Source organism: Streptomyces sp. R302 (assembly GCF_012927245.1).
Lineage (GTDB): Bacteria > Actinomycetota > Actinomycetes > Streptomycetales > Streptomycetaceae > Streptomyces.
This window is the reverse complement of record NZ_JABBGE010000003.1, coordinates 621981-639976: the sequence shown is the minus strand read 5'-3', so window position 1 is coordinate 639976 and position 17996 is coordinate 621981. Positions and strand designations below refer to the sequence as shown.

Sequence of the window (17996 nt, the reverse complement as noted above, 5' to 3'; positions counted from 1 at the left end):
CCTGCCATACCCGCCCAGAAGTCCACCGGCGCCCCGCACGGCCTGCTGCCGCTCAACGCCGCCGCCCCGGCCGAGGCCGTGGAGCTGCTGCTCTCGTGCTGCCACAGCCGCCGCTGGGCCGAGCGGATCGCCGCCCACCGGCCCTACCCCACGGTGGACGCCCTGCTCGCCGCCGCCGAGGAGGCCGGGTACGACCTCACCGGCGCCGACCTCGACGAGGCGCTGGCCGCCGAGTCCTCCGCGCTGCCGCACCCGGACGCGCCGCCGGCCGCCCGGACCGCGCTGCGCGCCGCCCACGCCGCGTACGAGAGCCGCTTCGGCCACGCGTTCGTCATCAGCCTCGACGGGGTGCGTCCGAGCGAGCGACTTGACGTGGTCCTGGCCGGAATCCGGTCACGTCTCGGCAACGAACCGGAGGAGGAGCGCGCCGTCGCGGCCGACGAACTGCGCCGGCTCGCCCGGTCCCGGCTCGCCTTCACGCTCACCCAGGGGCTCACCCACAGCCGCTGGAACCTGTGATTCTCCCCGGAATCGCCCGAATCTGCCTCGGACGATAGCCCGTCCGTGCCTGTTTGATCACACTGAAGGACCCCGCGCGAGCGAACCGACAAGTCGTCGCTACGATGACCGGGGCCGGTGGACCGTACCCGGCCGGGCCAGACCGACAGAGAAGCCGGCCGGGCCCCGATCCCCGCTCCCGGAGGGTTTTTCCGTGCCGGCTGGAACGCTGTACCGCGGCCGGGAAGGAATGTGGTCCTGGGTGGCTCATCGAGTCACCGGCGTCCTCATCTTCTTCTTCCTGTTCGTACACGTGCTGGACACCGCTCTCGTCCGCGTCTCCCCCGAGGCGTACGACGAGGTCGTCGCGACCTACAAGACGCCGATCGTCGCTCTTCTGGAGTACGGCCTGGTCGCCGCCATCCTCTTCCACGCGCTCAACGGCCTCCGGGTCATCGCCGTGGACTTCTGGTCCAAGGGCCCCCGCTACCAGAAGCAGATGCTCTGGACCGTCGTGGGCGTCTGGGTCGTCCTGATGGCGGGTTCGCTGTACCCCGTCCTCGGCCACGCCGCACGTGAACTGTTCGGGAGCTGACGCGCCTCATGTCCGCTGACACCACCTCCGCGATCGGTCCCGTCGAGGGCGCTTCCTTCGACGTGGACAACCCCGCCCCGTACATCGAGGCCCCCCGCAAGCGCACGGGCAAGACCCCGCGCGCGACCCGCGGCAACTTCGAGATGGCCGCATGGCTCTTCATGCGCCTCTCGGGCGTGGTCCTCGTGGTCCTCGTCCTCGGCCACCTGCTGATCCAGCTCTTCCTGGACGGCGGCGTCTCCAAGATCGGCTTCGCCTTCGTGGCCGGCCGCTGGGCGTCCCCGTTCTGGCAGGTCTGGGACCTGCTGATGCTGTGGCTGGCCATGCTCCACGGCGCCAACGGCCTCCGCACGGTCATCAACGACTACGCGGAGCGTGCCAACACGCGCCTGTGGCTCAAGGGCCTGCTGTACACCGCCACGGTGTTCACCATCCTTCTGGGCACGCTGGTGATCTTCACCTTCGACCCGAACATCCGCTAGGCACGGGGCTGAGGTAACCACGCCATGAAGATCCACAAGTACGACACCGTCATCGTCGGCGCCGGCGGCGCCGGCATGCGCGCCGCCATCGAGGCGACGAAGCGCAGCCGCACCGCCGTGCTGACGAAGCTCTACCCCACCCGCTCCCACACGGGCGCCGCGCAGGGCGGCATGGCCGCCGCGCTCGCCAACGTGGAGGAGGACAACTGGGAGTGGCACACCTTCGACACGGTCAAGGGCGGTGACTACCTGGTCGACCAGGACGCCGCCGAGATCCTGGCGAAGGAGGCCATCGACGCCGTCCTCGACCTGGAGAAGATGGGCCTGCCGTTCGGCCGTACGCCCAACGGCGACATCGACCAGCGCCGGTTCGGCGGTCACTCCCGCAACCACGGCGAGGCCCCGGTCCGCCGCGCCTGCTACTCGGGCGACCGCACCGGCCACATGATCCTCCAGACGCTGTACCAGAACTGCATCAAGGAGGGCGTGGAGTTCTTCAACGAGTTCTACGTCCTGGACCAGCTCATCGTCGAGGTCGACGGCGTCAAGAAGTCCGCCGGCGTCGTCGCGTACGAGCTGGCCACCGGCGAGATCCACATCTTCCAGGCGAAGGCCGTGGTCTACGCCTCCGGCGGCACCGGCAAGTTCTTCAAGGTGACGTCGAACGCCCACACCCTGACCGGTGACGGCCAGGCCGCCTGCTACCGCCGCGGCCTGCCCCTGGAGGACATGGAGTTCTTCCAGTTCCACCCGACGGGCATCTGGCGCATGGGCATCCTCCTGACGGAGGGCGCCCGCGGTGAGGGCGGCATCCTCCGCAACAAGGACGGCGAGCGCTTCATGGAGAAGTACGCGCCGGTCATGAAGGACCTCGCGTCCCGTGACGTCGTCTCCCGCTCCATCTACACGGAGATCCGCGAGGGCCGCGGCTGCGGTCCCGAGGGCGACCACGTCTACCTGGACCTGACGCACCTTCCGCCGGAGCAGCTCGACGCCAAGCTCCCGGACATCACCGAGTTCGCCCGTACGTACCTCGGCATCGAGCCGTACACGGACCCGATCCCGATCCAGCCCACCGCGCACTACGCCATGGGCGGCATCCCGACCAACGTCGAGGGTGAGGTCCTGTCGGACAACACCACCGTCGTCCCGGGCCTGTACGCGGCCGGCGAGGTCGCCTGCGTGTCGGTGCACGGCGCCAACCGCCTCGGCACCAACTCGCTGCTCGACATCAACGTCTTCGGGCGTCGCGCGGGCATCGCCGCCGCCGAGTACTCCCACAAGCACGACTACGTCGAGCTGCCGGAGGCCCCGGAGGCCATGGTCGTCGCGCAGATCGAGAACCTGCGCAACTCCACGGGCACCGAGCGGGTCGCCGACCTGCGCCGCGAGCTCCAGGAGACGATGGACGCCAACGTGATGGTGTTCCGCACGGAGCAGACCATCAAGACGGCCGTCGAGAAGATCGCCGAGCTGCGCGAGCGCTACAAGAACGTGTCCATCCAGGACAAGGGCAAGCGGTTCAACACCGACCTCCTGGAGGCCATCGAGCTGGGCAACCTGCTCGAACTGGCCGAGGTCATGGCCGTCTCGGCCCTGGCGCGCAAGGAGTCCCGCGGCGGTCACTACCGCGAGGACTACCCCAACCGCGACGACGTCAACTTCATGCGCCACACGATGGCGTACCGCGAGGTCGGCAAGGACGGCTCCGAGACCGTGCGTCTCGACTACAAGCCGGTCGTCCAGACCCGCTACCAGCCGATGGAGCGTAAGTACTGATGGCTACCCCCGTTCTGGACAAGGTGGAGAAGGAGTCCGCCGCGTCCCCGTACATCACGGTCACCTTCCGGATCCGCCGCTTCAACCCCGAGCTCTCGGACGCGGTGGTCTGGGAGGACTTCCAGGTCGAGATCGACCCGAAGGAGCGCGTGCTCGACGGTCTCCACAAGATCAAGTGGGACCTGGACGGCACGCTCACCTTCCGTCGCTCCTGCGCCCACGGCATCTGCGGTTCCGACGCCATGCGGATCAACGGCAAGAACAGGCTCGCCTGCAAGACGCTGATCAAGGACCTGAACCCCGAGAAGCCGATCACCGTCGAGCCCATCAAGGGCCTCACGGTGCTGAAGGACCTCGTGGTCGACATGGAGCCCTTCTTCCAGGCGTACCGCGACGTCATGCCCTTCCTCATCACCCAGGGGAACGAGCCGACCCGCGAGCGCAAGCAGTCCCCCGAGGACCGCGAGCGCTTCGACGACACCACCAAGTGCATCCTGTGCGCCGCGTGCACGTCGTCCTGCCCGGTCTTCTGGAACGACGGCCAGTACTTCGGTCCGGCCGCGATCGTCAACGCGCACCGCTTCATCTTCGACTCGCGCGACGAGGGCGGCGAGCAGCGCCTGGAGATCCTGAACGACAAGGACGGCGTGTGGCGCTGCCGCACCACGTTCAACTGCACGGACGCCTGCCCGCGTGGCATCGAGATCACCAAGGCGATCCAGGAGGTGAAGCGCGCGCTCATCACGCGTCGCTTCTGATCCCGTCGCAGTGCCGCGGAAGGCCCCGTCTCCCCCTGGGAGGCGGGGCCTTCCCGCGTGTACGGGGCGGAGGTCAGCCGCCGACCAGCGGGACGAGTCTGAGGAAGACGACCTCGGTGTCCGGGCCGAGCGCCACCGTCTCGTCCAGGTCCTCGATCTGCCGGTCACCGACCAGGACGAGGAAGCCGTTGCGGGAGAAGGCGTCCAGGGCACGGCCGAGCGCGGCCTCGTGGCCGTCCGGGTCGTCCGGGGCGTCCTGGCCGTGCTGGCCGGTCTCCAGGGCGACCCGGCGGGCTATCAGCTCGCGCAGCGGCAGCCGCTCCTCGGCGACGGCGAGGGGCGCGGAGGCGGTGCGGCCGCCGAGGGTCGTCTCGTCGACGAAGGTGACTGTTCCCATGACGCCGAGGGTAGGCACCGCCACTGACAGCGGGTCAGTGCCAGTGCGGGACGGAGGGGTCCTCCTCGGCGGCGAGCATGATGCGGCGGAGGAGGTCGTTGAGGGTGGCGCGCTCGGCGGGGTCGAGGACGCCGAGGAGGCGCTCCTCCTCGTGGCCGAGGACGTCCATGGCGCCGACCCAGACGGTGTGGCCGGTCTCGGTGAGCTCGACGACGACCCGGCGGCGGTCGGTGGTGGAGGGGGTGCGGCGGACGAGGCCGCGCTTCTCCAGGGCGTCGAGGCGGCCGGTGACCGAGGCGGGGGCCAGGTCGAGGTCCTGGGCCAGTTCGGAGGGGGCGGCGGAGCCGCCGCGGCCGGCGAGCTTGTGCAGGGTGTCGAACTCGTGGCGTTCGAGGTCGAAGTCGAGGAGGGACTGCTCGCGGACCCGGCGGAGGTGGACGGAGAGCTTCTTCATCCGGGTGACCGCGCCCTCGACGACGGGGTCGAGATCGGGCAGGACGGGCTGCCAGCGCGCGACGTGCGCGTCGGTCCAGTCCTGTTCCTGGGGCTCTGCGGGTTCCGGCTGGTTCATGGGGCGATCGTACGTGCGGGGGTACGAGGGGGCCTGCGGGGCGGGGCGGGCCGGGGGGGGCGGGACGGGCGGGGCCGGGCCAGGCCAGGCCCTGTATATTTCGTTGCCGAATTATTCGGTTCCGAAATATTCTGCGGGAATGGCCGCTACCGTCATCGCACCGCCTCCCGTCCGTCACCCCCTGCGCACCCGTCCCTTCCGGCTGCTCTTCGCCGGGCGGGTCCTCTCCCTCACCGGCGACGCCGTGATCCCCGCCGCGCTCGCCCTCGCCGTCCTGGAGGCCACCGGGTCCACCGGCGCGCTCGCCCTGGTCCTCGGCTGCGCGATGGTCCCCAAGCTGCTTCTGCTGCCGGTCGGCGGGGTGCTCGCCGACCGCTTCGACGCCCGCGCCATCGCGCTCGGCATGGACCTCGTCCGGTGCGCCTCCCAGCTCCTCGTCGGCCTCCAGCTGCTCGGCGGCAGCCCCACCCTGTGGCTGATCGCCACCGCCTCGGCCGTCGGCGGGGCGGCCGGGGCCTTCGCCATGCCGACCGCCTCCCCGCTGGTGCGCGGGACGGTGGCCGAGGCCGTCCTGCACCGGGCCAACGCCGCCATGGGCATCGCGCACAGCGCCACCCGCGTCGGCGGGCCCGCGCTCGCCGGCGCGCTCGTCCTCACCGTCGGCCCCGCCTTGGCCTTCGTCCTGGACGCGGCCTCCTTCGCCGTCAGCGCCGCGCTCCTCGCCGTCCTGCGGATCGACAAGATGCCGGTCCCCCACCGGCCCTTCCTCACCGACCTGCGCCAGGGCTGGCGGGAGGTCAGGTCCCGCGACTGGTACTGGACCAGCCTCGTCGCGCACAGCGCCTGGAACGGCGCCGCCGCCGTCCTGATGACCCTCGGCCCCGCCATCGCCCTCGACCGGCTCGGCGGCGCGGGCGCCTGGGTGCTGCTGCTCCAGGTCGGCGCGGTCGGCCTGCTCGCCGGCTCGCTCCTCGCCGACCGGCTCAGCCCCTCGCGGCCCGTCCTCACCGCCAACCTCGCCCTCGCGAGCTACGCGCTGCCGCTGCTGCTGCTCGCGGCCGGGGCGCCCGCCTGGGCCGTCATCGGCGCGTACGGACTCGCCCAGGCCGGCCTGGGCTTCCTCACCCCCGTCTGGGACACCGCAGTCCAGCGCGCGGTGCCCGAGCAGGTCCTGGCCCGGGTGGTCTCGTACGACTCGCTCCTCTCCTTCGCCGCGATGCCGGTCGGCTACGCACTCGCGCCGCTCGCCGCCGAGGCCTGGGGCCCGGGCGTCCCGCTGGTGGTGGCGGCCGTCCTGGTCGGCGGCAGCTGCCTGGCGACGGCGCTGGTCCCGGGGGTGCGGAGCCTGCGCTGAGGGCGTTGTCGGTGGCGGGGCCTACCGTGGTCGGCATGGTGGGGAACACGGGCCCGGTGGGCGATCCGATCGAAGCGGTGGCGCGCGCCGCGGCCGAAGGGCCGGACGCGCTGCGGGGGTTGCTCGACGCCCTGGAGGGGGCGGAGCTGCGGCAGGCCGCGCTCGCCGTGCACCGGTACGCCTGCCGCAGGAACGGCAAGGGCGCGGTGACGGACGCGCTCGACCGGCTCGCCCGCCGGGAGCTGGGCTGGTCGGCCGAGGAGGCCGATCTGCTGCTGTGCCGCCTCCTGGGCGGCGAGGCGGGCATCGCCCCGCACGAACTCCAGCTGCGCTTCACCGAACTCGTGCCGCTCGCGGTCGCGGCCTGCGAGCAGGCCGAGGACTTCTCGCGCACGCACGTCCGGTCCCTGCACCGGCTCGCCGAGTACGCGCGCGGGTACGGCGGGTTCGACCAGGACGGCATCGCCCCGCTCCGCTACCGGCTGAGCGCCCTGCTGCGGCGCGAGGTGCCGGTCGTGCCGGGGCTGCTGCCCCGTCATGTCCTGGACGGCTTCGACCGGTACGGCCCGGCGATGCGGGCCGCGCACGCGGAGCTGCTCGCGGGGGCGGGGGTGGCCGCGCTCCTGGCGCACTGCGCGCCGATGGACCGGGCGCGGGCGACGCCGGCCTGGCGGAAGCGGGCGGCGGCGCTGCTCGCCGGGGCGGAGTCCGGCCCGGAGGTCGTACGACGGCTCCTGGAGGGGATCGCCGCTCAGGAGGAGCACCGGGTGAACGACCCGGACCTCGTCGGGATGGGGCTCTCCACCCTGGCGAGCGCCGCCAACACCTCCCTCGTCCGGGGGCTGTTGTGGGCGGCGCTCGGCCTCCGGGAGGAGTGGGTGGTGCCGCTGGTGGGGGCCGTGGCGCTGCACGCGGGGACGGGGATCGGCGGGCACGGGGGGATGTGCCGCAGCCAGCCGATCGCGACGGCGGCCGTCGCGGTGCTCGGGGAGTGCCCGGCGGAGCAGGCGGAGGCGGCCGTCGCCGAGCTGGGGCGGCTGCCGAAGCGGGTGGTCAACCGGACGGTGGCGAAGGGCATCGCGCGCGCCACGGAGGCGGTCTCGGCGCGGGCCGGGATGACCGCGTCGATGCTGCGGGAGCGGGCCGTCCCTGACCTCGGGCTCGACGGGCGAGGGGTGCGGGAGACGGCCCTGGGGGCGTACACGGCGGAGCTGGCGGTACGGGAGCCGGGCACGGCGCTGCTCTCCTTCAGGGGCCCGGAGGGGAGGCTCCTGAAGACCGCGCCGAAGGAGGTGCGGGAGGCGCGCGCCGAGGAGTTGAAGGAGGTGCGGGCCGGGCTGCGGAAGGCGTCGGCGCTGCTGGCCGAGGAGCGGGCCCGGCTGGAGGAGCACCTGGCGGCGGGCACGGTCTGGCCGGCGGAGGGCTGGCGGCGGTACTACGCGGACCCTCCGGTGACGGGCGCGGTGGCGCGGGCGCTGGTCTGGGAGGCCGGGGACGGGGCCGGGGAGTGGACGGCGGGGCTGCCCGAGCGGGCGGCCGGCGGCTGGGTGCTCGCGGCGGCGGACGGCACCGCGCGGCCGGTCGGGGCGGGCGACCGGCTGCGGCTGTGGCATCCGCTGCGGGCCGGGGACGAGGAGGTCGCCGGGTGGCGGGCGGCGCTGCTCGACCGGGAGGAGCGGCAGCCGTTCAAGCAGGTGTTCCGGGAGGTGTACCCGCTGACGCCGGCGGAGCGGGAGACCGCCGCGTACTCGAACCGCTTCGCGGGGCACGTGCTGCGGTACGGGCAGGCGCGGGCGCTGATGACGGGCCGGGGCTGGGCGGGGCGGCACCTGGGGTACTTCTCCGACGGCGACTCCTCGGAGATGGTGAAGGAGCTGCCCGCGCCGGGCGAGCTGCCGGCGGCGGAGGGCGTCCGGTGGCGGGCCCGCTTCTTCGTGGACCTGGTCGACGGCGGGGCGGTCTCGGACGGGGTCGCCGTGCTCTGCTCGACCGACCAGGTGCGGTTCGAGCGGCGGGCCGCGGCGGCCGGGCCGCGCGGCGCGTGGGAGCGGGCGGAGCTGGCGGAGGTGCCGGCGCTGGTGCTGTCGGAGGCGCTGCGGGACGTGGACCTGTTCACGGGCGTGGCGTCGGTCGGGGCGGACCCGGACTGGCGGGACCGGGGCGAGGACCGGGGCTACGGCGACTACTGGACGCGCTGGGGCTTCGGGGAGCTGGGCGAGGGGGCGCGGGTGCGGCGGGAGACGCTGGCCCGGCTGCTGCCGCGGACCCGGATCGCGGACCGGGTGGAGCTGACGGACCGGTTCCTGCGGGTGCGGGGGGAGCTGGGGGCGTACCGGATCCATCTGGGCTCGGGGAACGTGCTGATGGAGCCCTCGGACGCGTATCTGTGCGTGGTGGTGGACCGGTCGCGGGAGGCGGGGCGGGCGGCGGGGAAGGTGTTCCTGCCGTTCGAGGAGGACGGCGGGATGCTGTCGGTGATCCTGTCGAAGGCGTTCCTGCTGGCCGCCGACGACCGGATCACCGACCCGACGATCACGGCGCAGCTGCGGCGGGGGCGCTGAGTCCCGACAGGTAGTCCGTCAGGAGGGCCAGGGTCTCCTCGGGGCGTTCCAGGGCGGGGAGGTGGCCGGCCCAGTCGAGTTCGACGCGGCGGGCGGCCGGGAGGAGGGCGGCGAGCCGGTCGCCGATGACGCCGAAGTCGGGGACGTCGTGGGCGCCGGTGGCGACGAGGGCGGGCACGGTGACGCCCCGGAGGTCGCCCTCGGTGACGCCGGAGGGCCGGGCGTCGAGCTCCTCGGGGACGGGGAGCTGGAGTTCGAAGGCGCGGCGCTGCATGGCGTGGACGAGGGCGCGGGCCTCCGGTCCGGCCTCGGGGCCGCACCACAGGTCGACGTTGAGCGCGGTCGCGGCGTCCACGTCGCCGGCTTCGAGGAGGGCTTCCTCGCGCGTGAAGAAGGCGCGGAGTTCGGGGCCCGCCTCGTGCTCGACCGGCGCGCCGGCGCAGAGCAGCGCCAGCGCCTCCGTGCGGCCGGGGTGGCGGACGGCGATGTCGAGGGCGACCTCGCCGCCGAAGGAGGAGCCGACGAGGACGGCCCGGTCGACACCGAGGGCGTCGAGGAGGTCGCGTACGTCGTCCGCGTGGAGGTGGGGCGCGTCGACGGGGGTGTCGCCGAAGCCCCGGAGGTCGCAGCGGACGACCCGGTGCCCGGCGTCGGCGAGGGCCTGGAACTGGCCGTCCCACATCCGGCGGTCGCAGACCCCGGAGTGCAGCAGGACGACGGTCCGCGGGCCGGATCCGGCCACGTCATGAGAGAGCGTCATCCGCGCGACTCTAGACGCTCCTGACACACCCGGCCACGCCTTTCCCACGCCTTTCCCACGCCTTTCCCACGCCCTTCCCATGCCTTTCCCGCATCCTCCCCCTCACCGACTTGAACACGTTCAAGAGGAGGTCTACAGTCATGCCTGCCAGCATTTGAACGCGTTCAAGGGAGCGTGGGGCATGGACCTCACTGTCGTCGCGTACGTCGCCTACCTGCTCATCAGCGTGGCCCTCACCATCTGGGTCGCCCGCACCCTCAGCCGCAACGGAAGGATCTTCCTCGCCGACGTGCTGCACGGGAACGAGAAGCTCGCCGAAGCCGTCAACCACCTCCTGGTGGTCGGCTTCTACCTCGTCAACTTCGGCTTCGTCGCCCTCTACCTGCGCCAGGACCAGACCGTCGCCGACGCCCGGGAGCTCCTCGAGGCCCTCTCCGTCAAGCTCGGCGTCGTCCTCCTCGTCCTCGGCGTGATGCACCTCGGCAACGTCTACGTCCTCAACAAGATCCGCCGCCGGGGCGCCCTGGAGCGCGAACAGGTCCCGCCGGTCGCCCCGCAGGGCTGGACCAACGGCCCCAAGAACGGCCCCTGGGCCCCGCCCGCCCCGCAGGCCTGAGCCGGGCCCCGGCCATGACGCACACCGCCATCCACGCGGAAGCCCGCCGCGGCACCCCCGTCCGGCGCCTCACCGTGCTGTACGACGCCGAGTGCCCGCTCTGCGTACACCTCAGGCACTGGCTGCTGCGCCAGCGGCAGCTCGTGCCGCTGGACCTCGTCCCGGCAGGCTCGGAGCGGGCCAGGGAGCTCTTCCCCGACCTCGACCACGCCTCCACCCTGCGGGAGATCACCGTGGTCGGGGACCGGGGCCAGGTCTACACCGCCTCGGCCGCCTGGATCGTCTGCCTGTGGGCACTGACCGAACACCGGCCCAGGGCCCACTGGCTCGCCACCCCCGCCGGACAGCCCCTCGCCCGCGCCGCGGTCCTCGCCGCCGCGAAGTGGCGGGAGGCGCTCAAGGGCCCCGGCGGGGACGGGCACTGCGAGGACGGGCACTGCGAGGCGCCCGGTCCGCCCGGTTAGGCTCGACCGCGTGACGGAAGAGAAGAAGGCCCCGGACACCCCGGACACCCCGAAGGCCCCGGACACCCCGAAGGCCCCGAAGAGCGAGCAGACCCGGACGCTCATCCTGGAGACCGCGCTGCGGCTCTTCCGGGAGCGGGGGTACGACAAGACCACCATGCGGGCGATCGCCCAGGAGGCCGGGGTCTCGGTCGGGAACGCCTACTACTACTTCGCGTCCAAGGAGCACCTGGTCCAGGGCTTCTACGACCGGATCGCCGAGGAGCACCAGGCGGCCGTCCAGCCGGTCCTGGAGGGCGGCGAGAAGGAACTCGTCGCCCGCATCAGGGGCGTCCTGCTCGCCTGGCTCGACATCGCGGAGCCGTACCACGAGTTCGCGGCGCAGTTCTTCAAGAACGCCGCCGACCCGGACAGCCCGCTCTCGCCGTTCTCCCCCGAGTCGGAGGGGCCGCGCGAGGCGGCGATCGAGGTGCACCGGAGGGTGATCTCCGGCGCCTCGGTCAAGGTCGACCCCGAACTGTCCGAGGCCCTGCCCCAGCTGCTGTGGCTCCAGCAGATGGGGCTCGTCCTCTTCTGGGTGTACGACCGCTCCGAGGGCGCCGCCAACAGCCGGCGCCTGGTGGAGCGCCTGGCGCCGGTCACCGCGCGGGCGATCTCGCTCTCCCGCTTCCGGATCCTGCGCCCGCTGGTGAAGGAGACCCACGAGCTGCTCGCCGACTTCATGCCGACGGCGGCCGGGATGGCGGCCTCGGGGCGGCCCCGCAGGACCACCCCGAAGAAGGACTGACCGAAGGACCGGCCGACGGGCCGGCCGACGGGCCGGCCGACGGGCCGGCCGGTCGGGGTCAGATCCAGAAGAGTTCCCACAGCCGCCAGATGCCGGTGCCGTCGGAGAGGTTCTGCGAGCCGCCGACGGCCTCGGTGGCGAGGACGTAGTCGTTCTTCTGCCAGAGCGGGACCAGCGGCACGTCCTGGGCGACCAGGTCCTGGATCGCCTTGAAGTCACGGGTGGCCCGGGACCGCTCGCTGTACTGCTGGGTGTCGGCGATCAGCTTGTCGACGGTCTTGCTGGAGTAGCCGCTGGAGAGGGCGTTCCCGGTGCCGACGAGCGGGGCGGTGAAGCTGTCCGAGTCGGGGAAGTCGGGGAGCCAGCCGACGGTGTAGGCGTCGTAGGCGCCGCTCGTGTAGCCCTTCTGGAAGGCCTGCCAGTCGGCCTCCACCACCTTCACCTCGAAGAGGCCGGTCTTCTCCAGCTGCTCCTCGATCTCGGCGGTCTCCGCCTTGTACGTGGCGTCCTGGCGGTAGCCGAAGGTGAACCGGACCGGCGTGTCCACGCCGGCGTCCTCCAGGAGCTTCGCCGCCTTCGCCTGGTCCGGCGACGGGTAGCGGTCGTAGAAGGCCGTGCTGTGGCCGACGAAGCCCTGCGGGATCACCGAGTACAGCGGCTCGACCGTGCCCTTGTAGACGCCGGTGGTGATGGCCGGGCGGTCGAGGACGGCAGCGACCGCCTGGCGCACCGCCTTCTCCGCCATCACCGAGCCGGGCCGGGTGTTGAAGTTGATGTTGCGGATCTCGGCGCTCTCCGCCTGGGTGAGCCGGGTGCCGCCGTTGGTGTCGAGGCCCTCCACGAAGGACGGCGGGAGCTGGCGGTGCGTCACCTGCACGGCGCCGGACTTCCAGGCGTTCGCCAGGTCCTCGGACTGCTTGAAGTACTTCACGAGGACCGGGCGGCCCGTCCCCGCCAGCGCGCCCCGGTACTTCGGGTTGGGCTCCAGGAGGGCGCTCTCGCCGGGCTTGTACTCCTTGAGGAGGTACGGGCCCGTGCCGTCGACGGCGTTGTCCTGGCGGAGGGTGTCGGCCTGGTAGCGGTCGCGGTCGACGATCGACCCGGCGCCGGTGGCCAGCTTCAGCGGGAAGGTGGCGTCCCGGGCACCGAGGTTGAAGGTGACCGTGCGGCCGTCGGCGACGACGCTCTTCAGGGTGGGGAAGAGCGGGGCGGGACCGACCTCCGCCTTGATCTTCAGCATCCGGTCGAAGGAGTACTTGACGTCCTCGGCCGTCACCTTGCGCCCGCTGGCGAAGCTGAGGTCGTCCCGGAGGGTGCACTGGTACGTGGTGAGCCTGTCGCTCACGAACTTGCAGCTCTCGGCGGCGTCCGGGGTCGGCGTGGTGAAGCCCGACTTGAAGGTCAGCAGCGACTGGTAGACGTTGCCGTAGAGCGCCCAGGAGCCGGCGTCGTACGCGCCGGCCGGGTCGAGCGAGGTGACCTCGTCGGTCGTGCCCACGGGGATGGGGTCGGTGCGTCCCTCGCCGGAGGGCAGGAGTTGCCAGCCCCCCACCCCCGCGGCCACCAGTACTCCACAAGTGATGAGGATCCGGAGACGGACCGTCGACCGCATTGCCGTGCTTCCTTTTTTCGCGCAAACGCCCCAAAGAGCGACGGCCCCCGAATCGTCGCGTTTGCGCCACCCAATCACACGGCTTTCACATGGGGAAGAGGAAACCTTCACATGGCATGCATATGTCCGGGAAATGCGAATTTAAGTCGATGAGCAGCACGTATCGACCTCGGCGCAGGGAGTGACAGCCGCCGATTAGGCCTGTTTCGAGGCGAGTTGGACGACGGTGATGTCGGACGGCGCGCCGACCCGGACCGGGGGTCCCCAGGCGCCCGCGCCCCGGGAGACGTACAGCTGGGTGTCGCCGTACCGCTCCAGACCGGCCACGGTCGGGTTGGCGAGCTCGGCGAGGAGGTTGCCGGGCCAGAGCTGGCCGCCGTGGGTGTGGCCGGAGAGCTGGAGGTCGACGCCGTGGGCGACGGCGTCGTCGATGACGACCGGCTGGTGGGCGAGGAGGACGGCCGCGCGCGACCGGTCCCGGTCCCCGAGCGCCCGAACGAAATCGGGCCCCTGCCCTTCCCTCTCCCCCGCCACGTCGTCCACTCCGGCGAGGTCGAAGCCCGCGGCGATCTCCAGGCGCTCGTTGCGCAGCGGCCGCATGCCGAGCTCGCGGACGTGGTCGACCCAGGCGTCGGCACCGGAGAAGTACTCGTGGTTGCCGGTGACGAAGAAGGAACCGTGCCGGGCGCGCAGCCCCGCGAGCGGCTCGGCGGCCGGCCCGAGGTCCGCCACGGTGCCGTCGACGAGGTCGCCGACGACGGCGATCAGATCGGGCTGGGTGGCGTTGATCGCGTCGACGATCCGCTGCGAGTGGGCCCGCCCGAGGATCGGCCCGAGGTGGATGTCGGAGACGACGGCGATCCGGTACCCGTGCGCCGCCCGCGGCAGCTTCGCCAGCGGCACGGTCACCCGCTTCACCCGGGGCCCGCGCAGCACCCCGTACGCCCCGTTCCCCACCGTCCCCGCGGCGACGGCCACCGCGGCCCCACCGACGACCCGCGACACGAACAGCCGCCGCGACACGTCGGCGGCGGGGGCCGTGACCACCGCCGGCTCGGACTCCGCCCCGGGCTCGCCCTCCGGCAGCCCCTCCGGTACGGGAGCGGGCGCGGGCGCGGGTACGGTCACGGGCGCGGTCACGACGGCCCGAGCCGCCGCCCGCCGCGCGAGCCACCGCGTCAGCAGCGGCCGCACCGCCTCCCCCACGACCAGCGCGAGCACCAGGTAGAGCAGCGTCGCGAGCCACAGGAACCCGGGCCAGGCCACCACCTGCTGCACCGCGAACGGCGCCCCCGCCCGCCCCGACACGAGCGCCCCGACCGACAGCGCGGGCAGCGCGACCACCACCCCCGTCCCGACCCGCCGCGCGAGCCCGCCGGGCACGGTCACGTCCCGGACCACCCGCCGCCACACGTACCAGTGCACGAGAACGAGCAACGCGAGAACCACGACCAGGAAGAAGGCGATCACGCCCGGAACCTCACTTGTGTCAGTCGGCAGGAGCGGCGGCAGGCACATGGGGAACCCCCGCCACCGGACCGAGGGGACCGCGTCGGATACTGGCAGAGCCGACCCGCTCGCCTCTCGGAAGGGCACCCGTGAAACTCAACCGGCCCACGTCCTGGTTCCTGCTCGCGTTCGGCGCCTGGTCCTGGGTGATCTGGATCACCTTCGCCCGCAACCTCGTCAAGGACGCGAGCGGACTCGCCTTCGACGACGCGGGCGACCCGACCGCCTACTTCTGGGTCCACCTCGCTCTGGCGATCACCTCCTTCGCCCTGGGAACCGCTGTCGGCGTGATCGGCCTGCGAGGCGTACGAGCGAACGCGAGCAAGTAGAAACCCACCAGGGACGGCGCCCACCTCACTCCGCGCGACTCACTCGGGCATGGGCACCCAGTCCTGCGCCGCCTCCCGCCCCTCCCGGGGTCCGGATTCCTCGTCGCAGCCAGGAGCCGTACAGAACAGTTCGTACGTCACTCCGCCCGACGGCTCATGGCGAATGGAGTGCTCTACGAACCGGTAGACAGCGCGGGTCACCGATCCCGCCTGTACGGCTCGGCGCACGCGGGGTGCCGGGACACGACGACGGGCGCGCCCCTGCCCTGGTCTCGTCCTTGGCCCGGACGGAGACGAAGCGGACTCCGTACTTCTTGAACTCGTTGTCGGTCTCCAGGGCGTCGTGTGCGCCCTTGCGGGTCAGCCGGGACAGTTCGTCGACCACCCCATCGACCTCACCCGCGCGCACGGCGACACAAGGTCTTCGAAGGCCGGTCGGATCGCGTGTGGATCCCAACCGGACCTACCGACGTCTTTGAACGTATGGACGACCTCCCAACCCCTGCTCGCCGCCGGCGCCTCGCCGGCCGCCACCTGCGCCTCCGGACACGACCTCCGGGCGGGCTGCGCTCGACGGCGCCGGACGCTGCCGCGACCCCGCGTCCGGGTGGACGGGTGGGGGCGAGAGGGGGCGCGGGGTTCGGTTCGGTGGGGCGGGGAGGTACGTTCTCGGTCGTGTCTGTTTCGAACAGGACCGCTGGTGCGGTCGTCGCCGCTCTGTTGCTTCCGTTCGCGATCGGTGGGGGGCCCGCGCATGCGGATGAGCCGGTGAAGCCGGGGGGTACGGCGTCCGCGACGCCGACCGCTTCGCCGCAGCCCACGCCGCCGGCGAACATGTCGTCGGTGGGCGGGGCGCTGCTGGGGCTGCCGGGGACCCAGGTGAAGCTGGGGACCGGGGCGCCGGTGCTGCCGAAGGAGCTGTCGGCGCGGTCGTGGATCGTCGCGGACGCGGAGAGCGGCGCGGTGCTCGCCTCGCACAACGCGCACTGGCGGCTCGCGCCCGCCTCCACGCTGAAGATGCTCTTCGCGGACACCCTGCTGCCGAAGTTCACGGACCAGAAGCAGACGCACCTGGTGACCGCGCAGGACCTGGCGGGGATCGGCGAGGGGTCGAGTCTCGTCGGGATAAAGGAGAAGCAGAGCTACACGGTCCGGGACCTGTGGCTGGGCGTCTTCCTGCGGTCCGGCAACGACGCCGTGCACGTGCTGACGCAGATGAACCAGGGGCTCGGCAAGACCGTCGCCGAGATGAACGCGCACGCGGCGGAGCTCCAGGCGCTCGACACCCTGGTGAAGTCGCCGGACGGCTACGACGCGCCGGGGCAGGTCTCGTCGGCGTACGACCTGACGCTGATCGCCCGCAGCGGCATGCAGAAGAAGGAGTTCCGGGAGTACGCGGCGACCGCGCGGGCCGCTTTCCCCGGTGAGGCGAAGCCGGGCAAGAAGCGCGAGACCTTCGAGATCCAGAACACCAACCGGCTGCTGACCGGTGACTTCGGCATCGCCCCGTACCAGGGCATCGCCGGGGTCAAGAACGGCAACACCACCCACGCGGGCGCCACCTTCACGGGGGTCGCCGAGCGGAACGGGCGGGTGCTGCTCGTGACGGTGATGAACCCCTCGTCGAAGGAGCAGTTCGCGGTCTACAAGGAGGCCGCGCGGCTGCTCGACTGGGGCTTCGCGGCGTCCGGGAAGGTGACGCCGGTGGGCGAGCTGGTGGCGCCGCGCAACGTGGTGCCGGTGGCGCGGCCTTCGGCGGGTACGGAGTCGGGGGCGGCGGCCGGGCCGGGCAAGGAGCACCCGCGGTCGGCCGGTCCGGCCGTCGCGGCCGGTGCCCAGGGCGGCTCGGGCGGCGTCGGGATCGCGCTGGCGATCGCGGGCGGGGTGCTGGTGCTGCTCGCGGGCGCGGTGTTCCTGGTCAACCGGCGCTGGCCGGCGGCGGGGCGGGATCGTGCCCGTTCCCAGGCGACTGATCCTTCTCCGGCTTCTGATCCCGAGGTGGCTCCTTAGCGTCCGCGGCCGTCCAGGCCGAGCAGAACAGCAGGAGTTTCGCGGTGAAGTTGATCCACAGGAGCAGGGCCACCGGCACGCCGAAGGCCCCGTACATCGACTTCGCCGCGACCTCGCGCATGTAGCCGCCGAGCAGCAGTTTGAGGAGTTCGAAGCCGGCCGCGCCGATCAGGGCGGCGACCACGAGCCGGCGGCGCGGCGGTTCGACGCCGGGCAGCAGCTTGAGGACGTAGAGCAGGATCAGGAAGTCGGCGGCCATGGCGACGAGGACGGCGGCGAGCTGGAGGACCACGCCGCCCGCGCCGCCGCCGGAGATGCCGAGCCGGTCGGCGCTCCAGCCGACGGCCGTGGAGCCGAGCCAGGAGGCGGCGAGCGAGCAGAGGGCGACGCCGCCGAGGCCGAAGAGGACGATCGCGTCCTTGCCCTTGCGGACCACCGGGTTGCCCTCGTCGGCGTCGTCGAGCAGCCAGACGGCGCGCAGGCAGTCCCGCATCGCGCCGATCCAGCTGATGCCGGTGAAGAGCAGCACGGCGCCGGCGACGAGGCCGACGGTGCCGGCGTTGGCGACGAGGCCGCCGATGTCGAGCTGGTCGGAGATGCCGGGGACCTGGTCGGAGAGTTTCTCCTCGATGCGGTCGAGCTGGTCCTGGGTGAGCAGCGCGGCGCCGATCGCGGCGGCGACGGTGATCAGCGGGAAGAGGGCGAGGAAGGAGAGGAAGGTGATGGCGGCGGCGAGCCGGGTCCAGTGCACTTCGTCGAGCCGCTCGTAGGAGCGCCAGGCGTGCGTCCTCATCAGCCGGGCGACCCAGGGGCCGATGACGGGGAGCTTGGTCAGCCAGTCCATGCCCCGAGCATCCCCCGGTCGCGGGCGGGGTGCGGGGACCGACACCGGACCGCAGCGGCGGCAATACCGG

The 17996-nt window shown here is 72.4% G+C and carries 18 protein-coding genes; 12 read left to right on the top strand and 6 right to left on the bottom strand.

Annotated elements, in window-relative coordinates; translation table 11 throughout:
* Positions 1-42 precede the first annotated feature (42 nt).
* From HHL19_RS12660 to HHL19_RS12640, 5 genes are all read left to right on the top strand, one after another.
* Complete coding sequence (locus HHL19_RS12660) at positions 43-519, top strand: 2-oxo-4-hydroxy-4-carboxy-5-ureidoimidazoline decarboxylase (RefSeq protein ID WP_240981585.1); 477 nt, start codon at positions 43-45, stop codon at positions 517-519.
* Between the two features lie 193 nt (positions 520-712).
* Positions 713-1093, top strand: a complete 381-nt coding sequence (gene sdhC / locus HHL19_RS12655; protein ID WP_148005862.1) for a succinate dehydrogenase, cytochrome b556 subunit — start codon at positions 713-715, stop codon at positions 1091-1093.
* Positions 1094-1101: 8 nt separating this feature from the next.
* A complete protein-coding gene (locus HHL19_RS12650) occupies positions 1102-1575 on the top strand; it encodes a succinate dehydrogenase hydrophobic membrane anchor subunit (protein WP_169088711.1) in 474 nt (157 codons plus the stop codon).
* Between the two features lie 24 nt (positions 1576-1599).
* The gene (gene sdhA / locus HHL19_RS12645) at positions 1600-3354 is read left to right on the top strand and encodes a succinate dehydrogenase flavoprotein subunit (protein WP_169088709.1); all 1755 of its coding nucleotides are present in this window, start codon (positions 1600-1602) and stop codon (positions 3352-3354) included.
* Positions 3354-4112 carry a succinate dehydrogenase iron-sulfur subunit gene (locus HHL19_RS12640; protein ID WP_169088707.1) on the top strand — a complete coding sequence of 253 codons (759 nt, stop codon included), beginning with the start codon at positions 3354-3356 and terminating at the stop codon, positions 4110-4112. Before sdhA ends, HHL19_RS12640 begins: the two co-directional genes overlap by 1 nt.
* A 73-nt stretch (positions 4113-4185) precedes the next feature.
* Here HHL19_RS12640 and HHL19_RS12635 read toward each other — a convergent pair whose 3' ends face one another.
* Together HHL19_RS12635 and HHL19_RS12630 are read right to left on the bottom strand one after the other, a co-directional pair.
* Complete coding sequence (locus HHL19_RS12635) at positions 4186-4509, bottom strand: hypothetical protein (RefSeq protein WP_169088705.1); 324 nt, start codon at positions 4507-4509, stop codon at positions 4186-4188.
* Between the two features lie 34 nt (positions 4510-4543).
* Positions 4544-5080: a MarR family transcriptional regulator gene (locus HHL19_RS12630; protein ID WP_169088703.1), complete on the bottom strand. Its 537-nt coding sequence runs from the start codon at positions 5078-5080 to the stop codon at positions 4544-4546.
* A 139-nt stretch (positions 5081-5219) separates the two neighbouring features.
* On the opposite strand from HHL19_RS12630, the gene HHL19_RS12625 reads away from it, so the two are divergent.
* Complete coding sequence (locus HHL19_RS12625) at positions 5220-6434, top strand: MFS transporter (protein ID WP_169088701.1); 1215 nt, start codon at positions 5220-5222, stop codon at positions 6432-6434.
* 35 nt (positions 6435-6469) lie between these two features.
* Positions 6470-8995 carry a DUF4132 domain-containing protein gene (locus tag HHL19_RS12620; protein WP_169088699.1) on the top strand — a complete coding sequence of 842 codons (2526 nt, stop codon included), beginning with the start codon at positions 6470-6472 and terminating at the stop codon, positions 8993-8995.
* Here the strand turns inward: HHL19_RS12620 and HHL19_RS12615 are convergent.
* A complete protein-coding gene (locus tag HHL19_RS12615) occupies positions 8967-9755 on the bottom strand; it encodes an alpha/beta hydrolase (RefSeq protein ID WP_169088697.1) in 789 nt (262 codons plus the stop codon). The genes HHL19_RS12620 and HHL19_RS12615 overlap by 29 nt on opposite strands.
* Positions 9756-9936: 181 nt before the next feature.
* Here HHL19_RS12615 and HHL19_RS12610 point away from each other — a divergent pair, with 181 nt between their 5' ends.
* From HHL19_RS12610 to HHL19_RS12600, 3 genes are read left to right on the top strand one after another with little or no spacing between them, the layout of a single operon-like run.
* A complete protein-coding gene (locus HHL19_RS12610; RefSeq protein WP_169088695.1) occupies positions 9937-10371 on the top strand; it encodes a hypothetical protein in 435 nt (144 codons plus the stop codon).
* Between the two features lie 14 nt (positions 10372-10385).
* Positions 10386-10835: a DCC1-like thiol-disulfide oxidoreductase family protein gene (locus tag HHL19_RS12605; RefSeq protein WP_169088693.1), complete on the top strand. Its 450-nt coding sequence runs from the start codon at positions 10386-10388 to the stop codon at positions 10833-10835.
* Positions 10836-10845: 10 nt separating this feature from the next.
* Complete coding sequence (locus tag HHL19_RS12600; protein WP_169088691.1) at positions 10846-11622, top strand: TetR family transcriptional regulator; 777 nt, start codon at positions 10846-10848, stop codon at positions 11620-11622.
* Positions 11623-11680: 58 nt separating this feature from the next.
* Here HHL19_RS12600 and HHL19_RS12595 read toward each other — a convergent pair whose 3' ends face one another.
* Positions 11681-13234, bottom strand: a complete 1554-nt coding sequence (locus HHL19_RS12595) for an ABC transporter substrate-binding protein (RefSeq protein ID WP_169088689.1) — start codon at positions 13232-13234, stop codon at positions 11681-11683.
* A gap of 195 nt (positions 13235-13429) precedes the next feature.
* Complete coding sequence (locus tag HHL19_RS12590) at positions 13430-14704, bottom strand: metallophosphoesterase (RefSeq protein WP_346768294.1); 1275 nt, start codon at positions 14702-14704, stop codon at positions 13430-13432.
* Positions 14705-14832: 128 nt separating this feature from the next.
* Here HHL19_RS12590 and HHL19_RS12585 point away from each other — a divergent pair, with 128 nt between their 5' ends.
* Together HHL19_RS12585 and HHL19_RS12580 are read left to right on the top strand one after the other, a co-directional pair.
* Complete coding sequence (locus tag HHL19_RS12585; protein WP_169088685.1) at positions 14833-15072, top strand: hypothetical protein; 240 nt, start codon at positions 14833-14835, stop codon at positions 15070-15072.
* A gap of 675 nt (positions 15073-15747) precedes the next feature.
* A complete protein-coding gene (locus HHL19_RS12580) occupies positions 15748-17082 on the top strand; it encodes a D-alanyl-D-alanine carboxypeptidase (protein WP_169088683.1) in 1335 nt (444 codons plus the stop codon).
* Here the strand turns inward: HHL19_RS12580 and HHL19_RS12575 are convergent.
* Positions 16991-17926 (bottom strand): YihY/virulence factor BrkB family protein, encoded by a 936-nt coding sequence (locus HHL19_RS12575; protein ID WP_169088681.1) that lies wholly within the window; start codon positions 17924-17926, stop codon positions 16991-16993. The two genes, HHL19_RS12580 and HHL19_RS12575, sit on opposite strands and share 92 nt — an antisense overlap.
* Positions 17927-17996 lie beyond the last annotated feature (70 nt).

What these genes read in the sequence shown, in the direction of transcription:
- HHL19_RS12595 (WP_169088689.1), bottom strand. Translation starts at nt 13,234, where the DNA reads ATGCGGTCGACGGTCCGTCTCCGGATCCTCATCACTTGTGGAGTACTG.
- HHL19_RS12635 (WP_169088705.1), bottom strand. Translation starts at nt 4,509, where the DNA reads ATGGGAACAGTCACCTTCGTCGACGAGACGACCCTCGGCGGCCGCACC.
- sdhA (WP_169088709.1), top strand. Translation starts at nt 1,600, where the DNA reads ATGAAGATCCACAAGTACGACACCGTCATCGTCGGCGCCGGCGGCGCC.
- HHL19_RS12575 (WP_169088681.1), bottom strand. Translation starts at nt 17,926, where the DNA reads ATGGACTGGCTGACCAAGCTCCCCGTCATCGGCCCCTGGGTCGCCCGG.
- HHL19_RS12650 (WP_169088711.1), top strand. Translation starts at nt 1,102, where the DNA reads ATGTCCGCTGACACCACCTCCGCGATCGGTCCCGTCGAGGGCGCTTCC.
- HHL19_RS12610 (WP_169088695.1), top strand. Translation starts at nt 9,937, where the DNA reads ATGGACCTCACTGTCGTCGCGTACGTCGCCTACCTGCTCATCAGCGTG.
- HHL19_RS12615 (WP_169088697.1), bottom strand. Translation starts at nt 9,755, where the DNA reads ATGACGCTCTCTCATGACGTGGCCGGATCCGGCCCGCGGACCGTCGTC.
- HHL19_RS12625 (WP_169088701.1), top strand. Translation starts at nt 5,220, where the DNA reads ATGGCCGCTACCGTCATCGCACCGCCTCCCGTCCGTCACCCCCTGCGC.
- HHL19_RS12630 (WP_169088703.1), bottom strand. Translation starts at nt 5,080, where the DNA reads ATGAACCAGCCGGAACCCGCAGAGCCCCAGGAACAGGACTGGACCGAC.
- HHL19_RS12605 (WP_169088693.1), top strand. Translation starts at nt 10,386, where the DNA reads ATGACGCACACCGCCATCCACGCGGAAGCCCGCCGCGGCACCCCCGTC.
- HHL19_RS12620 (WP_169088699.1), top strand. Translation starts at nt 6,470, where the DNA reads ATGGTGGGGAACACGGGCCCGGTGGGCGATCCGATCGAAGCGGTGGCG.
- HHL19_RS12640 (WP_169088707.1), top strand. Translation starts at nt 3,354, where the DNA reads ATGGCTACCCCCGTTCTGGACAAGGTGGAGAAGGAGTCCGCCGCGTCC.